Annotated in this window: 15 protein-coding genes; 9 read left to right on the top strand and 6 right to left on the bottom strand. The window is 71.9% G+C overall.

Features of this window, described 5'->3' with window-relative positions; translation table 11 throughout:
- The first annotated feature begins 57 nt into the window (after positions 1-57).
- Complete coding sequence (locus OCT49_RS01730; protein WP_283850112.1) at positions 58-1,164, top strand: calcium:cation antiporter; 1,107 nt, start codon at positions 58-60, stop codon at positions 1,162-1,164.
- A gap of 41 nt (positions 1,165-1,205) precedes the next feature.
- Here OCT49_RS01730 and OCT49_RS01725 read toward each other — a convergent pair whose 3' ends face one another.
- The gene (locus OCT49_RS01725) at positions 1,206-3,620 is read right to left on the bottom strand and encodes a penicillin acylase family protein (RefSeq protein WP_283850111.1); all 2,415 of its coding nucleotides are present in this window, start codon (positions 3,618-3,620) and stop codon (positions 1,206-1,208) included.
- A gap of 150 nt (positions 3,621-3,770) precedes the next feature.
- On the opposite strand from OCT49_RS01725, the gene OCT49_RS01720 reads away from it, so the two are divergent.
- The gene (locus tag OCT49_RS01720; protein WP_283850110.1) at positions 3,771-5,291 is read left to right on the top strand and encodes an acyl-CoA synthetase; all 1,521 of its coding nucleotides are present in this window, start codon (positions 3,771-3,773) and stop codon (positions 5,289-5,291) included.
- Positions 5,292-5,339: 48 nt separating this feature from the next.
- On the opposite strand, the gene paaK is transcribed toward OCT49_RS01720, so the two are convergent.
- Both paaK and OCT49_RS01710 read right to left on the bottom strand, forming a co-directional pair.
- Positions 5,340-6,629, bottom strand: a complete 1,290-nt coding sequence (paaK, locus tag OCT49_RS01715; RefSeq protein ID WP_283850109.1) for a phenylacetate--CoA ligase PaaK — start codon at positions 6,627-6,629, stop codon at positions 5,340-5,342.
- A gap of 161 nt (positions 6,630-6,790) precedes the next feature.
- The gene (locus OCT49_RS01710) at positions 6,791-8,419 is read right to left on the bottom strand and encodes an FAD-dependent oxidoreductase (protein WP_283850108.1); all 1,629 of its coding nucleotides are present in this window, start codon (positions 8,417-8,419) and stop codon (positions 6,791-6,793) included.
- Positions 8,420-8,685: 266 nt separating this feature from the next.
- Here OCT49_RS01710 and OCT49_RS01705 point away from each other — a divergent pair, with 266 nt between their 5' ends.
- The 7 genes from OCT49_RS01705 to OCT49_RS01675 all read left to right on the top strand — a co-directional run bounded on the left by OCT49_RS01705 (position 8,686) and on the right by OCT49_RS01675 (position 13,990).
- Positions 8,686-9,807 (top strand): TcmI family type II polyketide cyclase, encoded by a 1,122-nt coding sequence (locus tag OCT49_RS01705; RefSeq protein ID WP_283850107.1) that lies wholly within the window; start codon positions 8,686-8,688, stop codon positions 9,805-9,807.
- Between the two features lie 74 nt (positions 9,808-9,881).
- On the top strand, positions 9,882-10,316 hold the full coding sequence (locus tag OCT49_RS01700) for a cupin domain-containing protein (RefSeq protein ID WP_283850106.1): 435 nt from the start codon (positions 9,882-9,884) through the stop codon (positions 10,314-10,316).
- Complete coding sequence (locus OCT49_RS01695) at positions 10,313-11,581, top strand: beta-ketoacyl-[acyl-carrier-protein] synthase family protein (RefSeq protein ID WP_283850105.1); 1,269 nt, start codon at positions 10,313-10,315, stop codon at positions 11,579-11,581. The genes OCT49_RS01700 and OCT49_RS01695 overlap by 4 nt, the downstream gene beginning before the upstream one ends.
- On the top strand, positions 11,578-12,828 hold the full coding sequence (locus OCT49_RS01690; protein ID WP_283850104.1) for a ketosynthase chain-length factor: 1,251 nt from the start codon (positions 11,578-11,580) through the stop codon (positions 12,826-12,828). The genes OCT49_RS01695 and OCT49_RS01690 overlap by 4 nt, the downstream gene beginning before the upstream one ends.
- Before the next feature lie 15 nt (positions 12,829-12,843).
- Positions 12,844-13,101, top strand: a complete 258-nt coding sequence (locus OCT49_RS01685) for an acyl carrier protein (RefSeq protein ID WP_283850103.1) — start codon at positions 12,844-12,846, stop codon at positions 13,099-13,101.
- Between the two features lies 1 nt (position 13,102).
- Entirely contained in the window at positions 13,103-13,582 is a 480-nt protein-coding gene (locus tag OCT49_RS01680) for an SRPBCC family protein (RefSeq protein ID WP_283850102.1), read from the top strand.
- Positions 13,583-13,657: 75 nt separating this feature from the next.
- Positions 13,658-13,990, top strand: a complete 333-nt coding sequence (locus OCT49_RS01675) for a TcmI family type II polyketide cyclase (protein WP_283850101.1) — start codon at positions 13,658-13,660, stop codon at positions 13,988-13,990.
- 74 nt (positions 13,991-14,064) lie between these two features.
- On the opposite strand, the gene OCT49_RS01670 is transcribed toward OCT49_RS01675, so the two are convergent.
- The 3 genes from OCT49_RS01670 to OCT49_RS01660 form a co-directional block, all read right to left on the bottom strand.
- Positions 14,065-15,135: a methyltransferase gene (locus OCT49_RS01670; protein WP_283850100.1), complete on the bottom strand. Its 1,071-nt coding sequence runs from the start codon at positions 15,133-15,135 to the stop codon at positions 14,065-14,067.
- Positions 15,136-15,170: 35 nt separating this feature from the next.
- Entirely contained in the window at positions 15,171-16,268 is a 1,098-nt protein-coding gene (locus OCT49_RS01665) for a right-handed parallel beta-helix repeat-containing protein (protein WP_283850099.1), read from the bottom strand.
- A 244-nt stretch (positions 16,269-16,512) separates the two neighbouring features.
- The gene (locus tag OCT49_RS01660) at positions 16,513-18,141 is read right to left on the bottom strand and encodes an acyl-CoA synthetase (RefSeq protein ID WP_283850098.1); all 1,629 of its coding nucleotides are present in this window, start codon (positions 18,139-18,141) and stop codon (positions 16,513-16,515) included.
- Positions 18,142-18,296: the final 155 nt, after the last annotated feature.

Genomic DNA, 18,296 nt, shown 5'->3' with positions numbered 1-18,296 from the left:
GCCGTCCGGCCCTCGCCCGGCGCGCGCTCCGGGCCGGGTTCTGGCAGCGTGTGGCCCATGAACACGCGCACGACGGTCCGGTCCCTGGCGACCCGGTGGACAGTGGTCGTGCCGCTCGTCGCCGCACTCGCGCTGGTGCTCAGCTGGGGACGGGAGCTGCCGCCGCTCGCCGTCGGCCTGGTCGTCCTCTGCCTCGCGGGCGCCGTCCTCGCCGCCGTGCACCACGCCGAGGTGATCGCCCACCGGGTCGGCGAACCGTTCGGCTCACTGGTGCTGGCCGTCGCCGTGACCGTGATCGAAGTGGCCCTGATCGTCACCCTGATGGTGGGCGGCGGCCCCAAGGCGGCCGCGCTGGCGCGCGACACCGTGTTCGCCGCCGTGATGATCACCTGCAACGGCATCGTCGGACTGTCCCTGCTCGTGGGGGCCGTCCGCACCCGCGTCGCCGTCTTCAACGCCGAGGGCTCGGGCGGCGCCCTCGCGACCGTCGCCACGCTCGCCACCCTCAGCCTGGTCCTGCCGACCTTCACCATCGGCAAACCGGGCCCCGAGTTCTCCACCGCCCAACTGGCCTTCGCCGCCGTCGCCTCGCTCTTCCTGTACGGGCTGTTCGTCGCCGTGCAGACGGTGCGCCACCGCGAGTACTTCCTCCCGCTCACCCAGGAGGGCACGCCCCAACAGGCCGAACAGCACGCACCACTGCCGGGCCGGGGCGCCACGGCCCTGAGCCTGACGATGCTGCTGGTCGCGCTCGTCGCCGTGGTCGGGGACGCCAAGTCCGTCTCGCCGGCCATCGAGGCCGGGGTGGCGGCGGCCGGGATGCCCCAGGCCGTGGTCGGCGTCGTCATCGCCCTGCTGGTGCTGCTGCCGGAGACCCTGGCGGCGGTCCGGGCGGCCCGCCGCGAACGCGTCCAGACCAGCCTCAACCTCGCCCTCGGCTCGGCGATGGCCAGCATCGGCCTGACCATCCCGGCCATCGCCCTCGCCTCGATCTGGCTCGACGGCCCGCTCCACCTCGGCCTGGGCGCCATCCACATGGTGCTGCTCGCGCTCACCATGCTCGTCGGCGCGCTGACCGTCGTACCCGGACGGGCCACCCTCCTCCAGGGCGGCGTCCACCTGTCGATCTTCGTCGCGTTCGTCTTCCTCGCGATCAGCCCCTGACCGCCCCGCGGGCGGCCGGGGGCCGATCGCACCGCGAGGGACTACCGGCGCTCGTGGACCCGCACCACCCGCAGCGCGGGCGAACGCATGATGTCCTTCTCGCAGAACCGCGACGTCACCCAGCGCTCCCCCGAGTACAGCTCGGTCTGGTCGCTGTAGTGCGCCGAGCCCGGGTCGGAGGACTGGGAGTACGTGAGCAGGGTGCGCGCCACCGGACACCGGCTCCCGTCCCAGCCGACCGCCTGGATGTAGCTGGAGCCGGCCGACACCTCCCGGTAGGAGCCGGACGCCGCGTCCCACTCCGGCTCGATCTTGTTCCAGACGCCGAGCGACTCGGTGCCGCCGCCGACCGGGATGCGCCGGCCGTTGCGCTCGACCCACTGGTGCCGGCCCAGCGGCGCGTCCAGCGCGGTACCGGCCGCCCGGAGCTCGGCCACCGCGTCGGCGAGCGCCCGGGTCACGCCGGGCGCCGAGGTGTTCAGCGTGTTCGGGGTGGCGACCGGGTCGGCGGGGGAGAAGGGCACCTTCCACAGCTCGGCCGCCGGTACCGTGGCCGCCACCCTGCGCCACAACCGGTCGAAGAGCAGCGCGCCCCGGCTGGTGGTGTCCGTCCTCCGGTCCCAGCGCCGCAGCACCCCGCACGCCGCCGACACGTCGACCGCCTCGCCGCCGCTGCCGGTCGCCCGGCCGCCGGGCAGCGCGGCACAGGCGTCCGCCAGGTCCGCCGCGGCCCGGTCACCGGCCGGCACCCGGTTGGCGAACTGCTGCCGCTGGAGATCGGCCACGGTCAGCCGGCCCCGCGCCGCCATCGCCGACACGTCCTCGACCGCGCCCCGGGTCCGCATCGAACGGGGCGTGGCGATCGTGCCGAAGATCCGCTCGTAGCCGGTCAGCGGCGTGTCCGCGTTCGTCAGCCAGGCGCTGTCGTTGGAGTTCTCCACGTACGGGGCGTCCTCCAGGGTGGGCATCCGGTCCGGCCCGAAGATCCCCGGCTGCACGGCGTCCGGGTCCGAGCCCGGCGCGCAGTCGCTGCGCGAACCGTCCAGCACCGCGAGCCCGGACGCCGGATACGTGGCCCTGCCCAGCGGGGTGGAACACCGTTGCGCGAGCTCGTCCGTGATCCGCGGCAGCACCTGCGACTGCGAGAAGAAGGAGTGCCCGGCGGAGTCGGCCGCGACGGTGTTCACCCACGGCAGCCCCTGGACGCGGCGCAGCGCGGCCCGGACGTCCGCCGTGCTGCGCGCCCTGCTGAAGCTCAGGCCCGCGTCCGAGAGCCGCAGGTTCGCGGCGTTCGGGTCGTTGAGCGCGTACGCGGTCGTCGCCGTCCACGGCAGCTCGGCACCGAACGAGGTGACGACCGGCCCGTACCGGGTCCACCACTGGGTGCGGGTCACCGTGCCGCCGCCCCGCACCGCCACCGACACCGTGCGCTTCGTCATCCGCTCGGGCCGGCCGTCCACCAGGTACACGGTCGGATCGGCCGGATCGAGGGCGAGCTGGTGGAGGTTGAGCGGCACCCCGGTGGCGACGGTGTGGCTCCACGCGATGTGCGCGTTGTGCCCGATCGACACGATCGGCGCGCCCAGCAGCGAACCGCCCGCCACGTTCAGCTCGCCGGGAATCGTCTGCTGCGACTGCCAGAACCGCCGACCGCCCTGCCAGGGGTAGTGCGGATTGCCCAGCAGCAGACCCCGTCCGTTGGCCGTCGTGCCGCCGCTGAACGCGACCGCGTTGGAGCCCATGTCCGCGTTCTGCGTCGACAGCAGCCGCCGGGCCGCCTCCGCCGCGTCGCCGGGCGAGGGGGCACCGGACGACCGGGCGCCGCCCGCGGGCGGCTCGGCGGCCGTGATCCCGTCGACGACACGCCCCTGACCGCCGAGCACCGAGAGCGCGTAGCCGCGCATCACGACGTCCATGGTCGTCACCGGGCGCACCCAGTCGGCGCCCCGGCAGGCCGGGTCGTCGATCCGGTTCTGCGCCAGCCAGGCGTTGTAACCGGCCGCCCAGCCGCGTTCCAGTTCCCTGACCTCCCGGCTCTGCCCCGCCGGAGCGGGCGTCCTCAGCAGCTTCTCCACGGTGCGGCTCGTGCGCACTCCGCGGAAGTAGAGGTCGCTGGAGAGGTTCTTCGCCGCGGAGGACAGCGAACCGTCCGGAGCCGCGTCCGGACCGAAGTACCGCGACCGCTCGCCCCGCAGGGTCACGAAGCCGTCGGCGAGCGTGCACACCTGGTCGGCGGCCTGGGCCCAGCCGGTGCCGAAGCCCAGGTTCGCGTAGTCCTTCGCCACGATGTGCGGGATGCCGTACTCGGTGTAGCGGATCGTGGCGGACAGCCCACCGCCCGACGGGTGGTGGGAACGGTGCGGGCCGTCGGCCGCCGCCGGGGGCAGCGAGGCCGAAACGGTGAACAGTGCGAGGCCGGATATCGCGAGGAGTCTCAGACGGTTGCGGAGCGGCAACGGTCCTCCCAACTGTGCTGGTGCGAAAGGCGGTTGCCCGAGGTTTCGAGTCGCCACGCGTCACTCAGCCAGCACCCCCGCACCCCTGTCAACATCCTCACCGGTATCCGAACCCTTGACCGCCGGGTTCCGGCCGCCCAGGATCACGCCATGACAGGTGTACGGAGCAGCACAGTCGACGGAGTCGTGGCCCGCAGTGCCCGGCGCACCCCCGAGCGCACCGCCGTGCGGTACGCGGACAGGTCGTGGAGCTACGCGGAGCTCGACACGGCCGTCAGCACCGCGGCGGCCGTCCTCACCGGCGAGCACGGACTGCGCCCCGGCGACCGGGTCGCCTGCTATGCGCACAACTCCGACGCCTACCTGATCGGCTACCTCGCCTGCGCCCGCGCGGGCCTGGTCCACGTACCGGTCAACCAGAACCTCACCGGCGACGACCTCTCGTACATCCTCGACCAGTCGGGCAGCGCCCTCGTCCTCACCGACCCCGACCTCGCCGAACGGGTCCCCGCCGCGTTCCCCGTGCGCCCGCTGCGCGACGCGCCGGACTCCCTCCTCGACGCCACCGCCACCCCGCGCCCCTTCGTCCCCGAACGCGAACCGGCCGCGGGAGACCTCGTCCAGCTGCTCTACACCTCGGGCACCACCGCCCTGCCCAAGGGCGCGATGATGACGCACGGCGCCCTCGTGCACGAGTACGTCAGCGCGATCACGGCGCTCGACCTGCGCGCCACCGACCGGCCCGTCCACTCCCTGCCGCTCTACCACTCCGCGCAGATGCACGTGTTCCTGCTGCCCTACCTCGCGGTCGGCGCGCAGAACACCATCCTGGACGCGCCCGACGTGGACCGGATCTTCGACCTCGTCGAGACGGGACGGGCCGACAGCGTCTTCGCCCCGCCCACCGTCTGGATCGGCGTCTCCCAGCACCCCGGCTTCGCCACCCGCGACCTCGGCGGCCTGCGCAAGGCGTACTACGGCGCGTCGGTCATGCCCGTGCCCGTCCTGGAACGGCTCCGCGAACGACTGCCCGGACTCGCCTTCTACAACTGCTTCGGACAGAGCGAGATCGGCCCGCTCGCCACCGTCCTCGGACCGGACGAGCACGAGGGCCGGATGGACTCCTGCGGCAGGCCCGTCCTCTTCGTCGAGGCCAAGGTCGTCGACGAGAACGGCAAGGAGGTCCCCGACGGCACGGCCGGCGAGGTGGTCTACCGCTCGCCCCAGCTGTGCGAGGGCTACTGGGACAAGCCCGAGGAGAGCGCGGCGGCCTTCCGCGACGGCTGGTTCCACTCCGGCGACCTCGCGGTGCGCGACGCGCAGGGCTACTTCACCGTCGTCGACCGGGTGAAGGACGTCATCAACTCCGGCGGCGTCCTCGTCGCCTCCCGGCAGGTCGAGGACGCCCTCTACACCCACCCCGCCGTCGCCGAGGCCGCCGTCGTCGGACTGCCCGACGAACGCTGGATCGAGGCCGTCACCGCCGTCGTCGTGCTGCGCGGGGACGCCACGGCGGACGAGCTCATCGCACACGCCCGGGAGCGGATCGCCCACTTCAAGGCCCCCAAGAAGGTCCTCTTCGTGGACCGGCTGCCACGCAACGCCAGCGGGAAGATCCTCAAGCGGGAACTGCGGGACCGGTTCGCCGGGAACGGCCGGCCCACACCCTGAGTACCCGTCGGGCGGCCACGGAGGCCGCCCGACGGGCCCCGCGGGACGCTACCGCGGCTTGCGCTCGTCCACGATCCGCCGGAACTTGCCGACCGACCGCTCCAGCGTCTCCGGATCGACGATCTCGACCCCGACCGACACCCCGATGCCGTCCTTCACGGCCGCCGTGATCGACTCCGCGGCGGCCGTCCGCTGCTCCGGGGTGGCCCCCGCCCGCGCCTCCGCACGCACCGTCAGCACGTCGAGACGGCCCCGGCGGGTCAGCCTCAGCTGGAAGTGCGGAGCCACCCCCGGGGTGCGCAGCACGATCTCCTCGATCTGTGTCGGGAAGAGGTTCACACCGCGCAGGATCACCAGATCGTCGCTGCGCCCGGTCACCTTCTCCATCCGGCGGAACACCCGGGCCGTGCCCGGCAGCAGCCGGGTCAGGTCCCGCGTCCGGTAGCGGATCACCGGCAGGGCCTCCTTGGTGAGCGAGGTGAGGACCAGCTCGCCCTCCTCGCCCTCGGGCAGCACCTCGCCGCTCAGCGGATCGACCACCTCCGGATAGAAGTGGTCCTCCCAGACGTGCAGTCCGTCCTTCGTTTCGACGCACTCCTGCGCGACCCCGGGCCCCATCACCTCCGAGAGCCCGTAGATGTCCACCGCGTCGATGGCGAACCGCTCCTCGATCTCGCGCCGCATCTCCTGCGTCCACGGCTCGGCCCCGAAGATCCCGGTCCGCAGCGAGGTCGAACGCGGATCGACGCCCTGCCGCTCGAACTCGTCGAGGAGCGTCAGCATGTACGACGGGGTCACCATGATGATCTCGGGGCGGAAGTCCTGGATCAGCTGGACCTGCCGGGCCGTCATGCCCCCGGAGGCGGGAATCACCGTGCAGCCGAGCCGCTCCGCCCCGTAGTGCGCCCCGAGCCCGCCGGTGAACAGCCCGTATCCGTACGCCACATGGACCTTCTGCCCGGGGCGCCCGCCCGCCGCCCGGATCGAGCGCGCGACCACATCGGCCCAGGTGTCCAGATCCCGTTGGGTGTAGCCGACGACGGTCGGGCGGCCCGTGGTCCCGCTGGACGCGTGGATGCGCCGCACCCGCTCCTCGGGGACGGCGAACATGCCGAAGGGGTAGTTGTCCCGCAGATCGGCCTTGGTCGTGAAGGGGAAGCGCGCGAGGTCGGCGAGCGAGCGGCAGTCGTCCGGCCGCAGCCCGGCCGAGTCGAACGCGGCCCGGTAGTGGCTCACGTTCTCGTACGCGTGGCGCAGCGTGGCCCGCAGCCGTTCCAGCTGGAGTGCCTCCAGCTCGTCCCGGCCCAGTCGTTCCGCCTCGTCCAGCAGAGCCGTCATCCGGATCTCCCTCTTCCGAGCAGGCGACCGATCATTCGGTCGATCTTTCGACAGCAGTAATTCAGGCCATCCCACCCCATGGCAAGAGGGGCGACGCGGCTGATCCGCGTCGCCCCTCCGTGCTGTCGCTCCCTGCCCGCCGCCCCCGGCGGCGCCGGAGGTCAGGACCGGTGCAGCAGGGTGGTCAGGACCTCGTGCAAAGTGGCCTCGGCGTCATCGGCCGGACCCGTCGAACGCCAGGCGACGAAGCCGTCGGGGCGCACCAGCACGGCGCCCTGGGCCGTGGTCCCGTGCGCCGCGGCCCAGTCGGCCCCGTCCTCCGGCTCCAGCTCGGCGCCCGGCCCGAGGCCGTACACCTGGAGCCGCACCGAGAGCCGCCTCGCGACCCGGGCCGCCGCCCGGCGCCACACCGTGTCCGTACCGTCGGTGAGCAGCACCAGCGTACGCTCGTACAGATCCAGCGTGGACTTGCGATCACCGCCCTGACGTACCCACAGATGCGGGGCGCGACTGCCGGGCCGGCCGTCCAGCTGCATGCCCTGCGGCACCACCGGATCCTGCGGGTCGACGCCGAGCACGGCGCCGCGGACGTAGCGGTAGCCCAGCGCCACGGCGAGCATCCCGCCCTGCTTCCCGCCGCCCACGCCCGGCGCCGCGGAGTACCCCGGGTGGCTGTGCTCGCTGGAGCGCGCCGAGGCCCGCGAGCTCGTCGCCCGCGCCACCGGGAGCCGCTCCGCCCCGTAGGTGTCCAGCAGCCCCGGACCTGCCTCGCCCCTCAGCACGGCGGCCAGCTTCCAGGCCAGGTTGTGCGCGTCCTGGATGCCGGTGTTGGAACCGAACGCCCCGGTGGGGGACATCTCGTGGGCGGAGTCCCCGGCGAGGAAGACCCGGCCGGACGAGTACCGTTCGGCGACCCGCTCCGCGGCGTGCCACGGCGCCTTTCCGGTGATCTCGATGTCGATGCCCGGCGCACCGACCGCCGTACGGATGTGCTCGGCGCACCGCTCGTCGGTGAAGTCCTCCAGCGTTTCCCCGAGTTGGGGCTGCCACGGCGCGTGGAACACCCAGTCCTTCTTGTTGTCGACCGGCAACAGGGCACCGTCCGCGGCGGGGTTGGTCAAGTAGCAGACGATGAAACGCCGGTCGCCCAGCACATCGGCGAGCTGCCGGGAACGGAAGGTGATGCTCACGTTGTGGAAGAGGTCGCCGGGCCCCGTGCGGTCGATGCGCAGCTGCTCACGGATCGGGCTGCGCGGTCCGTCGGCCGCGATGAGGTAGTCCGCCCGGACACTGATGTGCTCCCCGGTCTCCCGGTTCTTGAGCGCCGCGTCCACCCCCGACGAATCCTGGTCGAAGCTCTGCATCTCGGTGGAGAACCGCAGGTCGCCGCCCTGCTTGCGGGCCAGCTCCACCAGCACCGGCTCCAGGTCGTTCTGGCTGCACAGGCACCAGCCGGTCGGGCTGAAGCGGGCGATCCCGCCCCCCGGGTCGATCTCCCGGAACAGCCACTCCTGGTCGTCCCCGGTCAGCGAACCGGCCTGCAGGATGCCGTGGTTGTCGGCGAGGACCGAGGCCGCCCGCCGGATGCCCGCCTCGGCCCCCGCCGTGCGGAACACCTCCATCGTGCGCACGTTGTTGCCGCGACCACGCGGGTGGGTCGAGGTGGAGCGATGCTTCTCGACCAGCAGGTGCTCGATGCCGAGCCGGCCGAGGAAGAGGGAGGCGGACAGCCCCACCAGGGAGCCGCCCACGATGAGGACCGGCACACGGATGTCGACGTTCTCGTTCATCAGCTGCTCCAGCTCGGACGACGTTCGGATGCAATGTTCCATGCCCTGGCGGGAGCGGTTCGGACGCCCGCTCACCTGAACGGTTCATAAATCTCGCGCCACCCGGACCAGCGTTTAACGATCGGTCACGGAGACGACACCCGCGGCCCTCGGACGGACCGTCCGCACCCGCCGGGAGAGCCACCGCTCCGAAACCCGCTCGCCAACCCACGGTCCGCGGCACGCCACCAGGCCGGCCCCGGAACCGTCCCGAAGGAGACCGAAAGATGACCACCACCCTCTCGGAGCGGATCTCCCAGTCCGCCTTCGACGGCTCCCGGCTGCGTGTCGTACTGCTGCTGGACCTGTACGACGGGGCCCAGCAGCAGTTCCTGGAAGCGTACGAGCACCTGCGCAACCAGGTGGCGTCCGTACCCGGGCACATCAGCGACCAGCTGTGCCAGTCCATCGAGAACCCCTCGCAATGGCTGATCACCAGCGAGTGGGACAGCGCGCCGCCGTTCCTCGCCTGGGTGAACAGCGAGGAGCACGTCGCGACCGTGCAGCCGCTGCACAACTGCGTCCGCGACACCCGTTCGCTGCGCTTCAGCGTCCTGCGGGAGACCGGAAGGGCCTTCGAGCTGGCACCCGAGTCGGCCAAGGCCGGACTCCAGGCCTCCCCGCGCCTGGGCGACGGAGTGGTGCGCCACGCGCTCACCTTCACCGTCCGGCCGGGCACCGAGGAAACCGTGGCGAAGATCCTGGCCGACTACGACTCCCCGAACGCACGGGTCGACGAGGACACCAGACTGCGCCGCACCTCGCTGTTCATGCACGGAAACCGGGTCGTGCGGGCCATCGAGGTCGAGGGCGACCTGCTCGCCGCCCTGCGCCACGTCTCCCGCCAGCCCGAGGTCCGGGCCGTCGAGGAGGCCATCAACCCGTACCTGGAGCAGGACCGGGACCTCACCGACCCGGACTCCGCCCGGATGTTCTTCACCCGGGCGGCGCTCCCGACCGTCCACCACGTGACCGCCGGCCGCCACAAGGCCGAGGACGTCCGCAGGCACGCCCTCTTCTACCAGGCCAAGGAGGGCTGCGGCATGGCACTGGCCCGGCTCCTCGCCGAGCACGACGAGGAGGCTGCCGACGACCCCGCGAGCATCATCGACAGCAGCACCATCTTCCAGCGCGACGACGTCGTCGTGCGCCTCCTCGAAGCGGTGGAACCGATCGACGCGCAGGCCGCCCAGGCGGTCGGCATCGACGGCCCCGGCAAGGTGGCCAGGCTCGGACGTCTCCTCGACGACCGCACGAACACCGTTCCCGCGAACGAGCAGGGAATCTCGGACTTCCTCGCGCGGTCCGAGATGACCCTGATCACGGACCGGCGGGCCATGGAGTCCTGACCGCGCAGCCGCCCCCTGGGGGGTTCTCGCTCAACCCGTCGAAACAACGCGCAATGCGCCAGGAGGAAACAGTCATGACCATGCACCGGCCACGCATCGTGGACCTCAGCGAGACGCAGCCCAACCGCAGGCGAGGAGGCGACCTTCGCGCCATGCTCACGCCGACCGCGGTGGGAGCCACCAGCGGCTTCATGGGACTCGCCATCGTTCAGCCCGGCGACCGCATCGGCGAGCACTACCACCCGTACTCCGAGGAGTTCGTGTACGTCGTGGACGGTCTGCTGGAAGTGGACCTGGACGGTGAGCCGCACCGGATGAAGTCCGACCAGGGGCTGCTGATCCCGCCCCATGTACGCCACCGATTCCGCAACGTGGGCGATGTCGAGGCCCGCATGGTCTTCCACCTGGGTCCGCTCGCCCCGCGCCCGGAACTCGGACACGTCGACACCGAGGAAACGGAAGCCGCCGAGCACGTCACCCCGCCGGAACGAACCGAGGCGGCCTCGTGACCCGCCGCGTGGCGGTCACCGGCATCGGCGTCGTCGCCCCCGGCGGCATCGGCACGCCGGCCTTCTGGGACCTCCTCGCGAACGGGCGCACCGCGACCAGGGGCATCACGCTCTTCGACCCGGCAGGCTTCCGTTCCCGCATCGCCGCCGAGTGCGACTTCGACCCGGCGGCGCACGGGCTGGACGCGGACACGATCGCCCGCTCGGACCGCTACATCCAGTTCGCGATGGTGGCCGCCAGGGAGGCCCTCGACGACGCGGGCCTGGACCCGGAGAAGGTCGACCCCTGGCGCATGGGGGTGTCGCTGGGCACCGCGGTCGGCGGCACCACCCGGCTGGAGCACGACTACGTCGCCGTCAGCGGGAGCGGCGCCCGCTGGGACGTCGACCACCGCCCGGCGGGCCCGCACCTGGAGCGGGCCTTCTCGCCCAGCTCCCTCGCCTCGGCGGTGGCCGAACAGGTCGGCGCGCACGGCCCGGTGCAGACCGTCTCCACCGGCTGCACCTCGGGCCTCGACGCGATCGGCTACGCCTTCCACTCCATCGAGGAGGGCCGCGTCGACGTGTGCGTGGCCGGGGCGTCGGACTCACCGATCACCCCGATCACCGTGGCGTGCTTCGACGCGATCAAGGCCACGTCGGCGAACAACGACGACCCGGAGCACGCCTCCCGGCCGTTCGACGCCCGCCGCGACGGCTTCGTCATGGGCGAGGGCGGCGCCGTCCTCGTCCTGGAGGAGCTGGAGCACGCACGGGCCCGCGGCGCCACCGTCTACTGCGAGATCTCGGGCTACGCCACCTTCGGCAACGCCTACCACATGACCGGTCTGACGCCCGAGGGACTGGAGATGGCCGAGGCGATCAACCGGGCACTGGCCCACGCCCGGATGGACGGCTCGCAGATCGACTACGTCAACGCGCACGGCTCGGGCACCAAGCAGAACGACCGGCACGAGACGGCGGCCGTGAAGCGGGCGCTCGGCGCCCACGCCCACGAGATCCCGATGAGCTCGATCAAGTCGATGGTCGGCCACTCGCTGGGGGCCATCGGGGCGATAGAGATCGCGGCCTGCGTGCTCGCCCTGGTCCACCAGACGGTGCCGCCGACCGCGAACTACGAGACCCCCGACCCCGAGTGCGACCTCGACTACGTGCCGCGCACCGCACGCCCCCTGAAGCTGCGCAGCGTGCTCTCGGTGGGCAGCGGGTTCGGCGGTTTCCAGTCCGCGGTGGCTCTGACCCGGACAGGTGGGAGGACACCATGAGGACCCGAAAAGCCCGGCGCACCGTCGTCACCGGCATCGGTGTCGTCGCCCCCAACGGCATCAACACCGAAGCCTTCTGGAAACGGACGCACGAGGGAATGAGCGTCCTGGACCGGGTCACCCGCGAGGGGTGCGAGCACCTGCCGCTCAAGGTCGCGGGGGAGGTGCGCGGTTTCGAGCCGGCCGAACTGATCGAGGAACGCTACCTCGTCCAGACCGACCGGTTCACGCACTTCGCGATGGCCGCCGCGGACATCGCGCTGGACGACGCCCGGCTGGGCCGCGCCGACTACGAGAACTCACCGTTCGACGTCGGCGTGGTCACCGCGGCCGGCTCCGGCGGCGGCGAGTTCGGCCAGCGCGAACTCCAGCGGCTGTGGGGACAGGGCTCCACCTACGTGGGCCCCTACCAGTCCATCGCCTGGTTCTACGCGGCCAGCACCGGCCAGATCTCGATCCGCGGCGGCTTCAAGGGCCCCTGCGCGGTCGTGGCCAGTGACGAGGCGGGCGGCCTGGACGCGCTGGCGCACGCCGCCCGTTCGATCCGCGGGGGCACCGAGGCGGTGGTGGTCGGCGCGGCCGAGGCCCCGCTGGCGCCCTACTCGGTCGTCTGCCAGCTCGGGTACGCGGACCTGAGCACCGTCGACGACCCGCTCCGCGCCTACCGGCCGTTCACCTCGGGCGCCTGCGGCTTCGTGCCCGCCGAGGGCGGGGCGATGCTGGTGGTCGAGGAGGAACGGTCGGCCCGCCGGCGCGGCGCCAAGGTGCGGGCCGAACTCGCCGGACACGCCGCCACGTTCACCGGGGCGGCCAGGTGGGAGGCGTCCCGGGAGGGCCTCGCCCAGGCGATCATCGGAGCACTGCGGGAGGCCGACTGCGCCCCCGACGAGATCGACGTCGTCTTCGCGGACGCCCTCGGCGTGCCCGCCGCCGACCGGGCCGAGGCGCTCGCGATCGCGGACGCACTCGGCGCGCACGGCACCCGGGTACCGGTGACGGCGCCCAAGACCGGCACCGGCCGCGCGTACTGCGGCGCACCGGTGCTGGACGTGGCCGCCGCCGTGCTCTCCATGGAGAACGCGCTCATACCGCCCACCCCGAACGTCTTCGAGGTGTGCCACGACCTCGACGTGGTCACCGGCTGCGCCCGCCCCGCCGAGCTGCGGACGGCGCTGGTGCTCAGCCGCGGGCTGATGGGCTCGAACGCGGCGATGGTGCTGCGGGGCTCCACCGACACCCCAACGTGAGAAGGAGAAATCCTCATGACCGACCGACTGACCTACACGGAACTCGCCGCCCTGATGAAGAAGGGGGCCGGTCTCACCGTCGACCCGCGTGACATGGAGAAGCGCCCCGGCTCGGCCTTCGACGAGTTCGGCCTGGACTCGCTGGGCCTCCTCGGCATCGTGGGCGTGCTGGAGAACCGGCACGGCCGTGCGCTGCCGGCCGACGCGGACCGCTGCAAGACCCCGCAGGAATTCCTCGCCCTCGTCAACAACAGCCTCATGACAGGAGCCTGACGTGTCAGGACACACCGAGAACGAGATCACCATCGCCGCCCCCCTGGACCTGGTCTGGGACGTGACGAACGACCTGGAGAACTGGCCGCGCCTCTTCAGCGAGTACGCCTCGGTCGAGATCATCGAACGGGCCGGGAACAGCACCACCTTCCGGCTGACGATGCACCCCGACGAGAACGACAAGGTGTGGAGCTGGGTCTCCGAGCGGACCGTGGACCGCGCCGCTCGTACGGTCCGCGCCCGTCGTGTCGAACCCGGCCCGTTCCAGCACATGGACATCCGGTGGGAGTACTCGGAGGTCCCCGGCGGGACGAAGATGCGCTGGACCCAGGACTTCGCGATGCGGCCCGACGCACCCGTCGACGACGCGTGGATGACCGACAACATCAACCGCAACTCCAAGATCCAGATGGAACTCATCCGGGACAAGATCGAGCAGCGTGACCGGGAGCGCCGTACGGCTCCGGCCGGCGCCCGCTGACCCGCCGTCCGCCCACGGCCCGGCACCCGGCCGCCCGGCCGGGTGCCGGGCCGGGAACCAGAAAGGCATCCCCCGATGCACCACGCCCTGATCGTCGCCCGGATGAAACCGGGGTCGGCGCCGGACATCGCCGAGTTGTTCGCCGCCTCCGACAGCACCGAACTGCCGCACCTCGTCGGCGTCACCAGGCGCAAGCTCTTCCAGTTCGGCGACGTGTACCTGCACCTGATCGAGTCGGAGCGCCCGCCGGGCCCCGAGATCGCGAAGGTGACCGGCCACCCGCAGTTCAAGGACATCAGCGAGAAGCTCACCGCCTACGTCAGCGCCTACGACCCGCAGACCTGGCGCAGTCCCAAGGACGCCATGGCCCACGAGTTCTACCGGTGGGAACGCGACGCCACCGGCTGAGACGGACGACCGCCCCGGGCCCGGCCGAGAGGCCGGACCCGGGGCGGTGGCATGCCGTGCCCGGGAAGGGGCGGTCAGTCGGGGACCACGCACTCGAACGCGTGCAGGTAGGCGTTGACCGGAACGACGTCGCCGATCAGCAGCCCGGCGTCCGAGATCCGGGTGACCAGGCTCTCCCTGGTGTGCTTCGCGCCGCCGACGTTGAGGAGCAGCAGCAGGTCCATCGCGGTGGTGAAACGCATCGAGGGGGTGTCGTCGACGAGGTTCTCGATGACGACGACCCTGGCCCCCGGGCGGGCCGCGGCGACGACGTTGCGCAGGGTCCTGCGGGTGCTGTCGTCGTCCCACTCCAGGATGTTCTTGATGATGTAGAGGCCGGCCTCGACGGGGATGGCCTCGCGGCAGTCCCCGGCCACGATCCGGGTCCGGCCGGCCAGCGCGCCCTCGTCCCGCAGCCGGGCGTCGGCCCGCGCCACCACGCCCGGCAGGTCCATCAGGGTGCCGTGGAGCGCGGGGTGCTTCTCCAGCAGGCTCGCCAGCACGTGCCCCTGACCGCCGCCGATGTCGGCGACCGAGGACACCCCGGTGAGGTCGAGGAGTTCGGCCACGTCCAGTGCGGACTGCACGCTGGAGGTGGTCATCGCCCGGTTGAAGATCTGCGCGGACTCGTGGGCGTCCTGGTGCAGGTAGTCGAAGAACCCCTTGCCGTGCACGTCCTGGAAGACGCTCCTGCCGGTGCGCACCGCGTCGTCGAGGCGCGGCCACACGTCCCAGGTCCAGGGCTCGGTGCACCACAGCGAGATGTCGCGCAGGCTGTGGGGGTCGTCCTCGCGCAGCAGGCGGGACATCTCGGTGTGGGCGAACCGCCCGTCGGCGGTCTCGGCGAAGATCCCGTAGCAGCACAGGGCGCGCAGCAGCCGCCGCAGCGGCACCTCCTCGGTGCCCACCCGCTCCGCGAGCTCCTGTGCGGTGGCGGGCGTCTCGTCCAGCGCGTCGGCGACGCGCAGCCGGGCGGCGGCGCGCACGGCGGCGGCCCTGGCGGCACCGAAGACGAGTTCCCGCAGCTGCATGGCCGGCTGCGGGGGAGTGGCGGGATGGGGGAGCGCGGCAGGGGCGGAGGCGGGCGTGGGACTGATAGTGGTCATACTGTTTCGCTTCTCCTCGTGCGGGGGTGCGTCGGTCAGCACATCCCGGCCGGTGTGGACTTCGCGCAGACGTTGTCGGTGAAGGTGTTGTTCTTGCCGGCGGTGTCCCCGTTGGCGAGGTCGGCCGGCTTGTTGTCGAGCACGACGTTGCCGCTGATGGTGTGGCCGGTGTTCTGCGTGCCCACGAAGCTCTTGAACAGCACGATGCCGCCGGACATGGGAGTGTCGCCCGCGTTGTCGCGGATCGTGTTCGAGCGCACCCGGGTGTCCGCGGCGCCGGTGAGCACGATGCCGGAGCCCTGGAGGGCCGACAGCCGTTCGGTCGCGGGGCAGGACTTGTTGTTGCCGGTGATCTTGTTGGACTCGATCGTCATGGCGCCGGCCTGCGGCTTTCCTTCGTCGCCCACGACGAACACACCGCTGCAGTTGCCGGTGACGGTGTTGTCGCGGACCGTCAGGTTCCGTACCCGCCGGGCGGTGAAGCCGATCCGGTTGTCCGCCAGCGTGTTGTGCCGGAGCTCGGTGCCCCGGGTGTCGGTGGCGCCGCCCTCCTCGTCGACGGTGTTCGCGACGAAGATGCCCGCGTCACCGTTGGCGCGGGCGATGTTGCGCGTGAACACACCGCGGGTGGAATGTTCCTGGGCGATGCCCCAGACACCGTTGCGTTCGGAGGTCACCCCCCGGACGGTCAGCCGGTCGGTCCAGGAGGCCCAGACGCCGTTCTTCTTGAAACCGGAGACGGTCAGCCCGTCGATGCTCACCCCCTCCACGGTCCGGTCCGCGCTGCCCAGTACGCAGATGCCGTTGCCGGCCCGCGTACAGGCGTCGGCGGCCCGCGTGCCCGGTTCCGCCGGCCGGAGCACGGTTTGGCTGCCGGAACCGCGCAGGGTCAGGTCGGGCGTGGTGACCAGGACGCTCTCGCGGTACGTGCCGGGCAGGACGACGACGGTGTCGCCCGACCGGGCGGCGTCCACCGCCTTCTGGATCGACTCGCCGGGGTGGACCACGTGCGAGCTCCGGGGGGAGGCGGCCGGCTTGGCGGCCCCGAGCCCCGCGGCCGAGACGGCCGCCCCGATCCCCGCAGCGGAGAGGACCACGACCGGCACAAGGATCTTGATGTTTCGTTTCCTCATGAGCCGAAGCTATGGGCGATCCTCCCCCCTTGCCACATAGGGTGAGCGGATGGGTGCGGGGCGTGCCCGAATGGGTTACGCGGGCTCCGCCGCACGGTCCCGGGGCGGGGCCGCCGAGGTTCGTCCGGGTGCCGCTGCCGGGGCCGGAGAGGCCGGAGCCGGGGAGGGGCCGGGGCGGGACTGGCGGGACCGGGGACGAAGCGGGCCGCCGGGGCCGGGCCGGTGGTCCGTCCGGGCCGGGGACTCAGTCGCCGGGCTCGCGCGGGGGCGCGACGACCGAGCGGGCCCACCGGTAGTCGGCCTTGCCGCTCGGCGAGCGCCGGATCCGCCCGGTGATCACCAGCCGGCGCGGGATCTTGTAGCCCGCCAGCCGCGTCCTGCAATGCGCCTGGATGTCGTCGAGCGAGGGCTCGGGCGCCCCTTCGCGCAGCTGCACCACCGCCGCGACGCGGTTGCCCCAGCGTGCGTCGGGCGCCCCGGCGACCAGCGCGTCGTACACGTCCGGATGGGCCTTGAGCGCCTGCTCCACCTCCTCGGGGTACACCTTCTCGCCCCCGGTGTTGATGCACTGCGAGCCCCGGCCGAGGACCGTGACGATGCCGTCGGCGTCGACCGTCGCCATGTCGCCGAGCAGCACCCACCGCTCCTCGCCCCGGCGGAAGAACGTCTGCGCGGTCTTGGCCGGGTCGTTGTAGTAGCCGAGGGGCACGTGCCCGCGCTGGGCGATCCGGCCCGGCTCACCCGGGGCCACCGGCTCATGGGTGGCCGGATCCACCACCTCCGTACGGGAGTTGACCCGGAGCCGGAAGCCCTTCTCCGGGCCCGAGTCGGCCGTCGCCGTGCCGTTGAACCCGGACTCCGAGGAGCCGAAGTTGTTCAGTAACATCACCGTCGGCACGAGCTCCTGGAACTCCGCGCGCACCGAGTCCGACATGATCGCCCCCGAACTGGAGACGGAGAACATCGACGAACAGTCGGTGCCCTTCAGCGGGCCCTTCAACGCGTCGATCAGCGGCCGCAGCATCGCGTCGCCCACCAGCGACATGCTGGTGACCCTCTCCTTCTCGACGGTGCGGAGCACCGCCTCCGGATCGAACCTGCGGTGGAGCACGACCCGCTGCCCGAAGTTGAAGCCGATGAACGCGGTGAGGGTCGAGGTGCCGTGCATCAGCGGGGGAGCGGGGAAGAAGGTGATCCCGTCCCCGCCCGCCGCCACCCGCTCGGCCAGCTCCTGCGGGGTCCTCACCGGCTCGCCGGTCGGCGCGCCCCCGCCGAGCCCGGAGAAGAACAGGTCCTCCTGGCGCCACATCACCCCCTTGGGCATCCCGGTGGTGCCGCCGGTGTAGATGATGAACTGGTCGTCGGCCGAGCGCGGCGCGAAACCGCGCTCCGGGCTGCCGGCCGCTTCCGCCTCGGTGAACGCGACCGCCTCCGGCCCCCGGACGCCCGCCGCCGGGGTCCCCACCCGGACGAGGTGGCGCAGCCGCGGGGCCTTCGGCGCGGCCGCCGCGACCCGCTCGTCGAACTCGGCGTCGAAGACCAGGGCGGCCAGGTCGGCGTCCCGGTAGAGGTAGACCAACTCCTCTTCCACGTATCGGTAGTTCACATTGACCGGTACGATCCGCGCCTTGAGGCAGGCCAGCACGGTCTGCAGGTACTCCACCCCGTTGTACAGGTGCAGTCCCAGGTGTTCACCGGGGGCGATGCCCGCATCGATCAGGTGGTGGGCGAGGCGATTGGCGGCCGCGTCCAGCTCCGCGTACGTGAGCCGGCGCTCCGCACCGGTGCCGGGGTGGTCGAGGTAGACGAGCGCCTCGCGTTCCGGGACCACGTCGACGACCGATTCGAACAGGTCGGCAAGGTTGTACTCCACCGTTCCTCCTGACCCCGGAAGCTGACTGGCTCGGCGGTCATTAGAGCGCCGGGAGCCACAAGTGGGAAGGGGCCCGGACGAAGAAAACTGACTGACTGTCAGAAAACTATTGAACTGGGCCCCCACCTACTGCAACCTGTTCCAGTGCCGCGACC

This window comes from Streptomyces sp. ML-6 (assembly GCF_030116705.1).
Classification (GTDB): Bacteria; Actinomycetota; Actinomycetes; order Streptomycetales; family Streptomycetaceae; genus Streptomyces.
The sequence above is the reverse complement of the archived record's forward strand: the minus strand, read 5'-3'. Positions and strand labels throughout refer to the sequence as shown.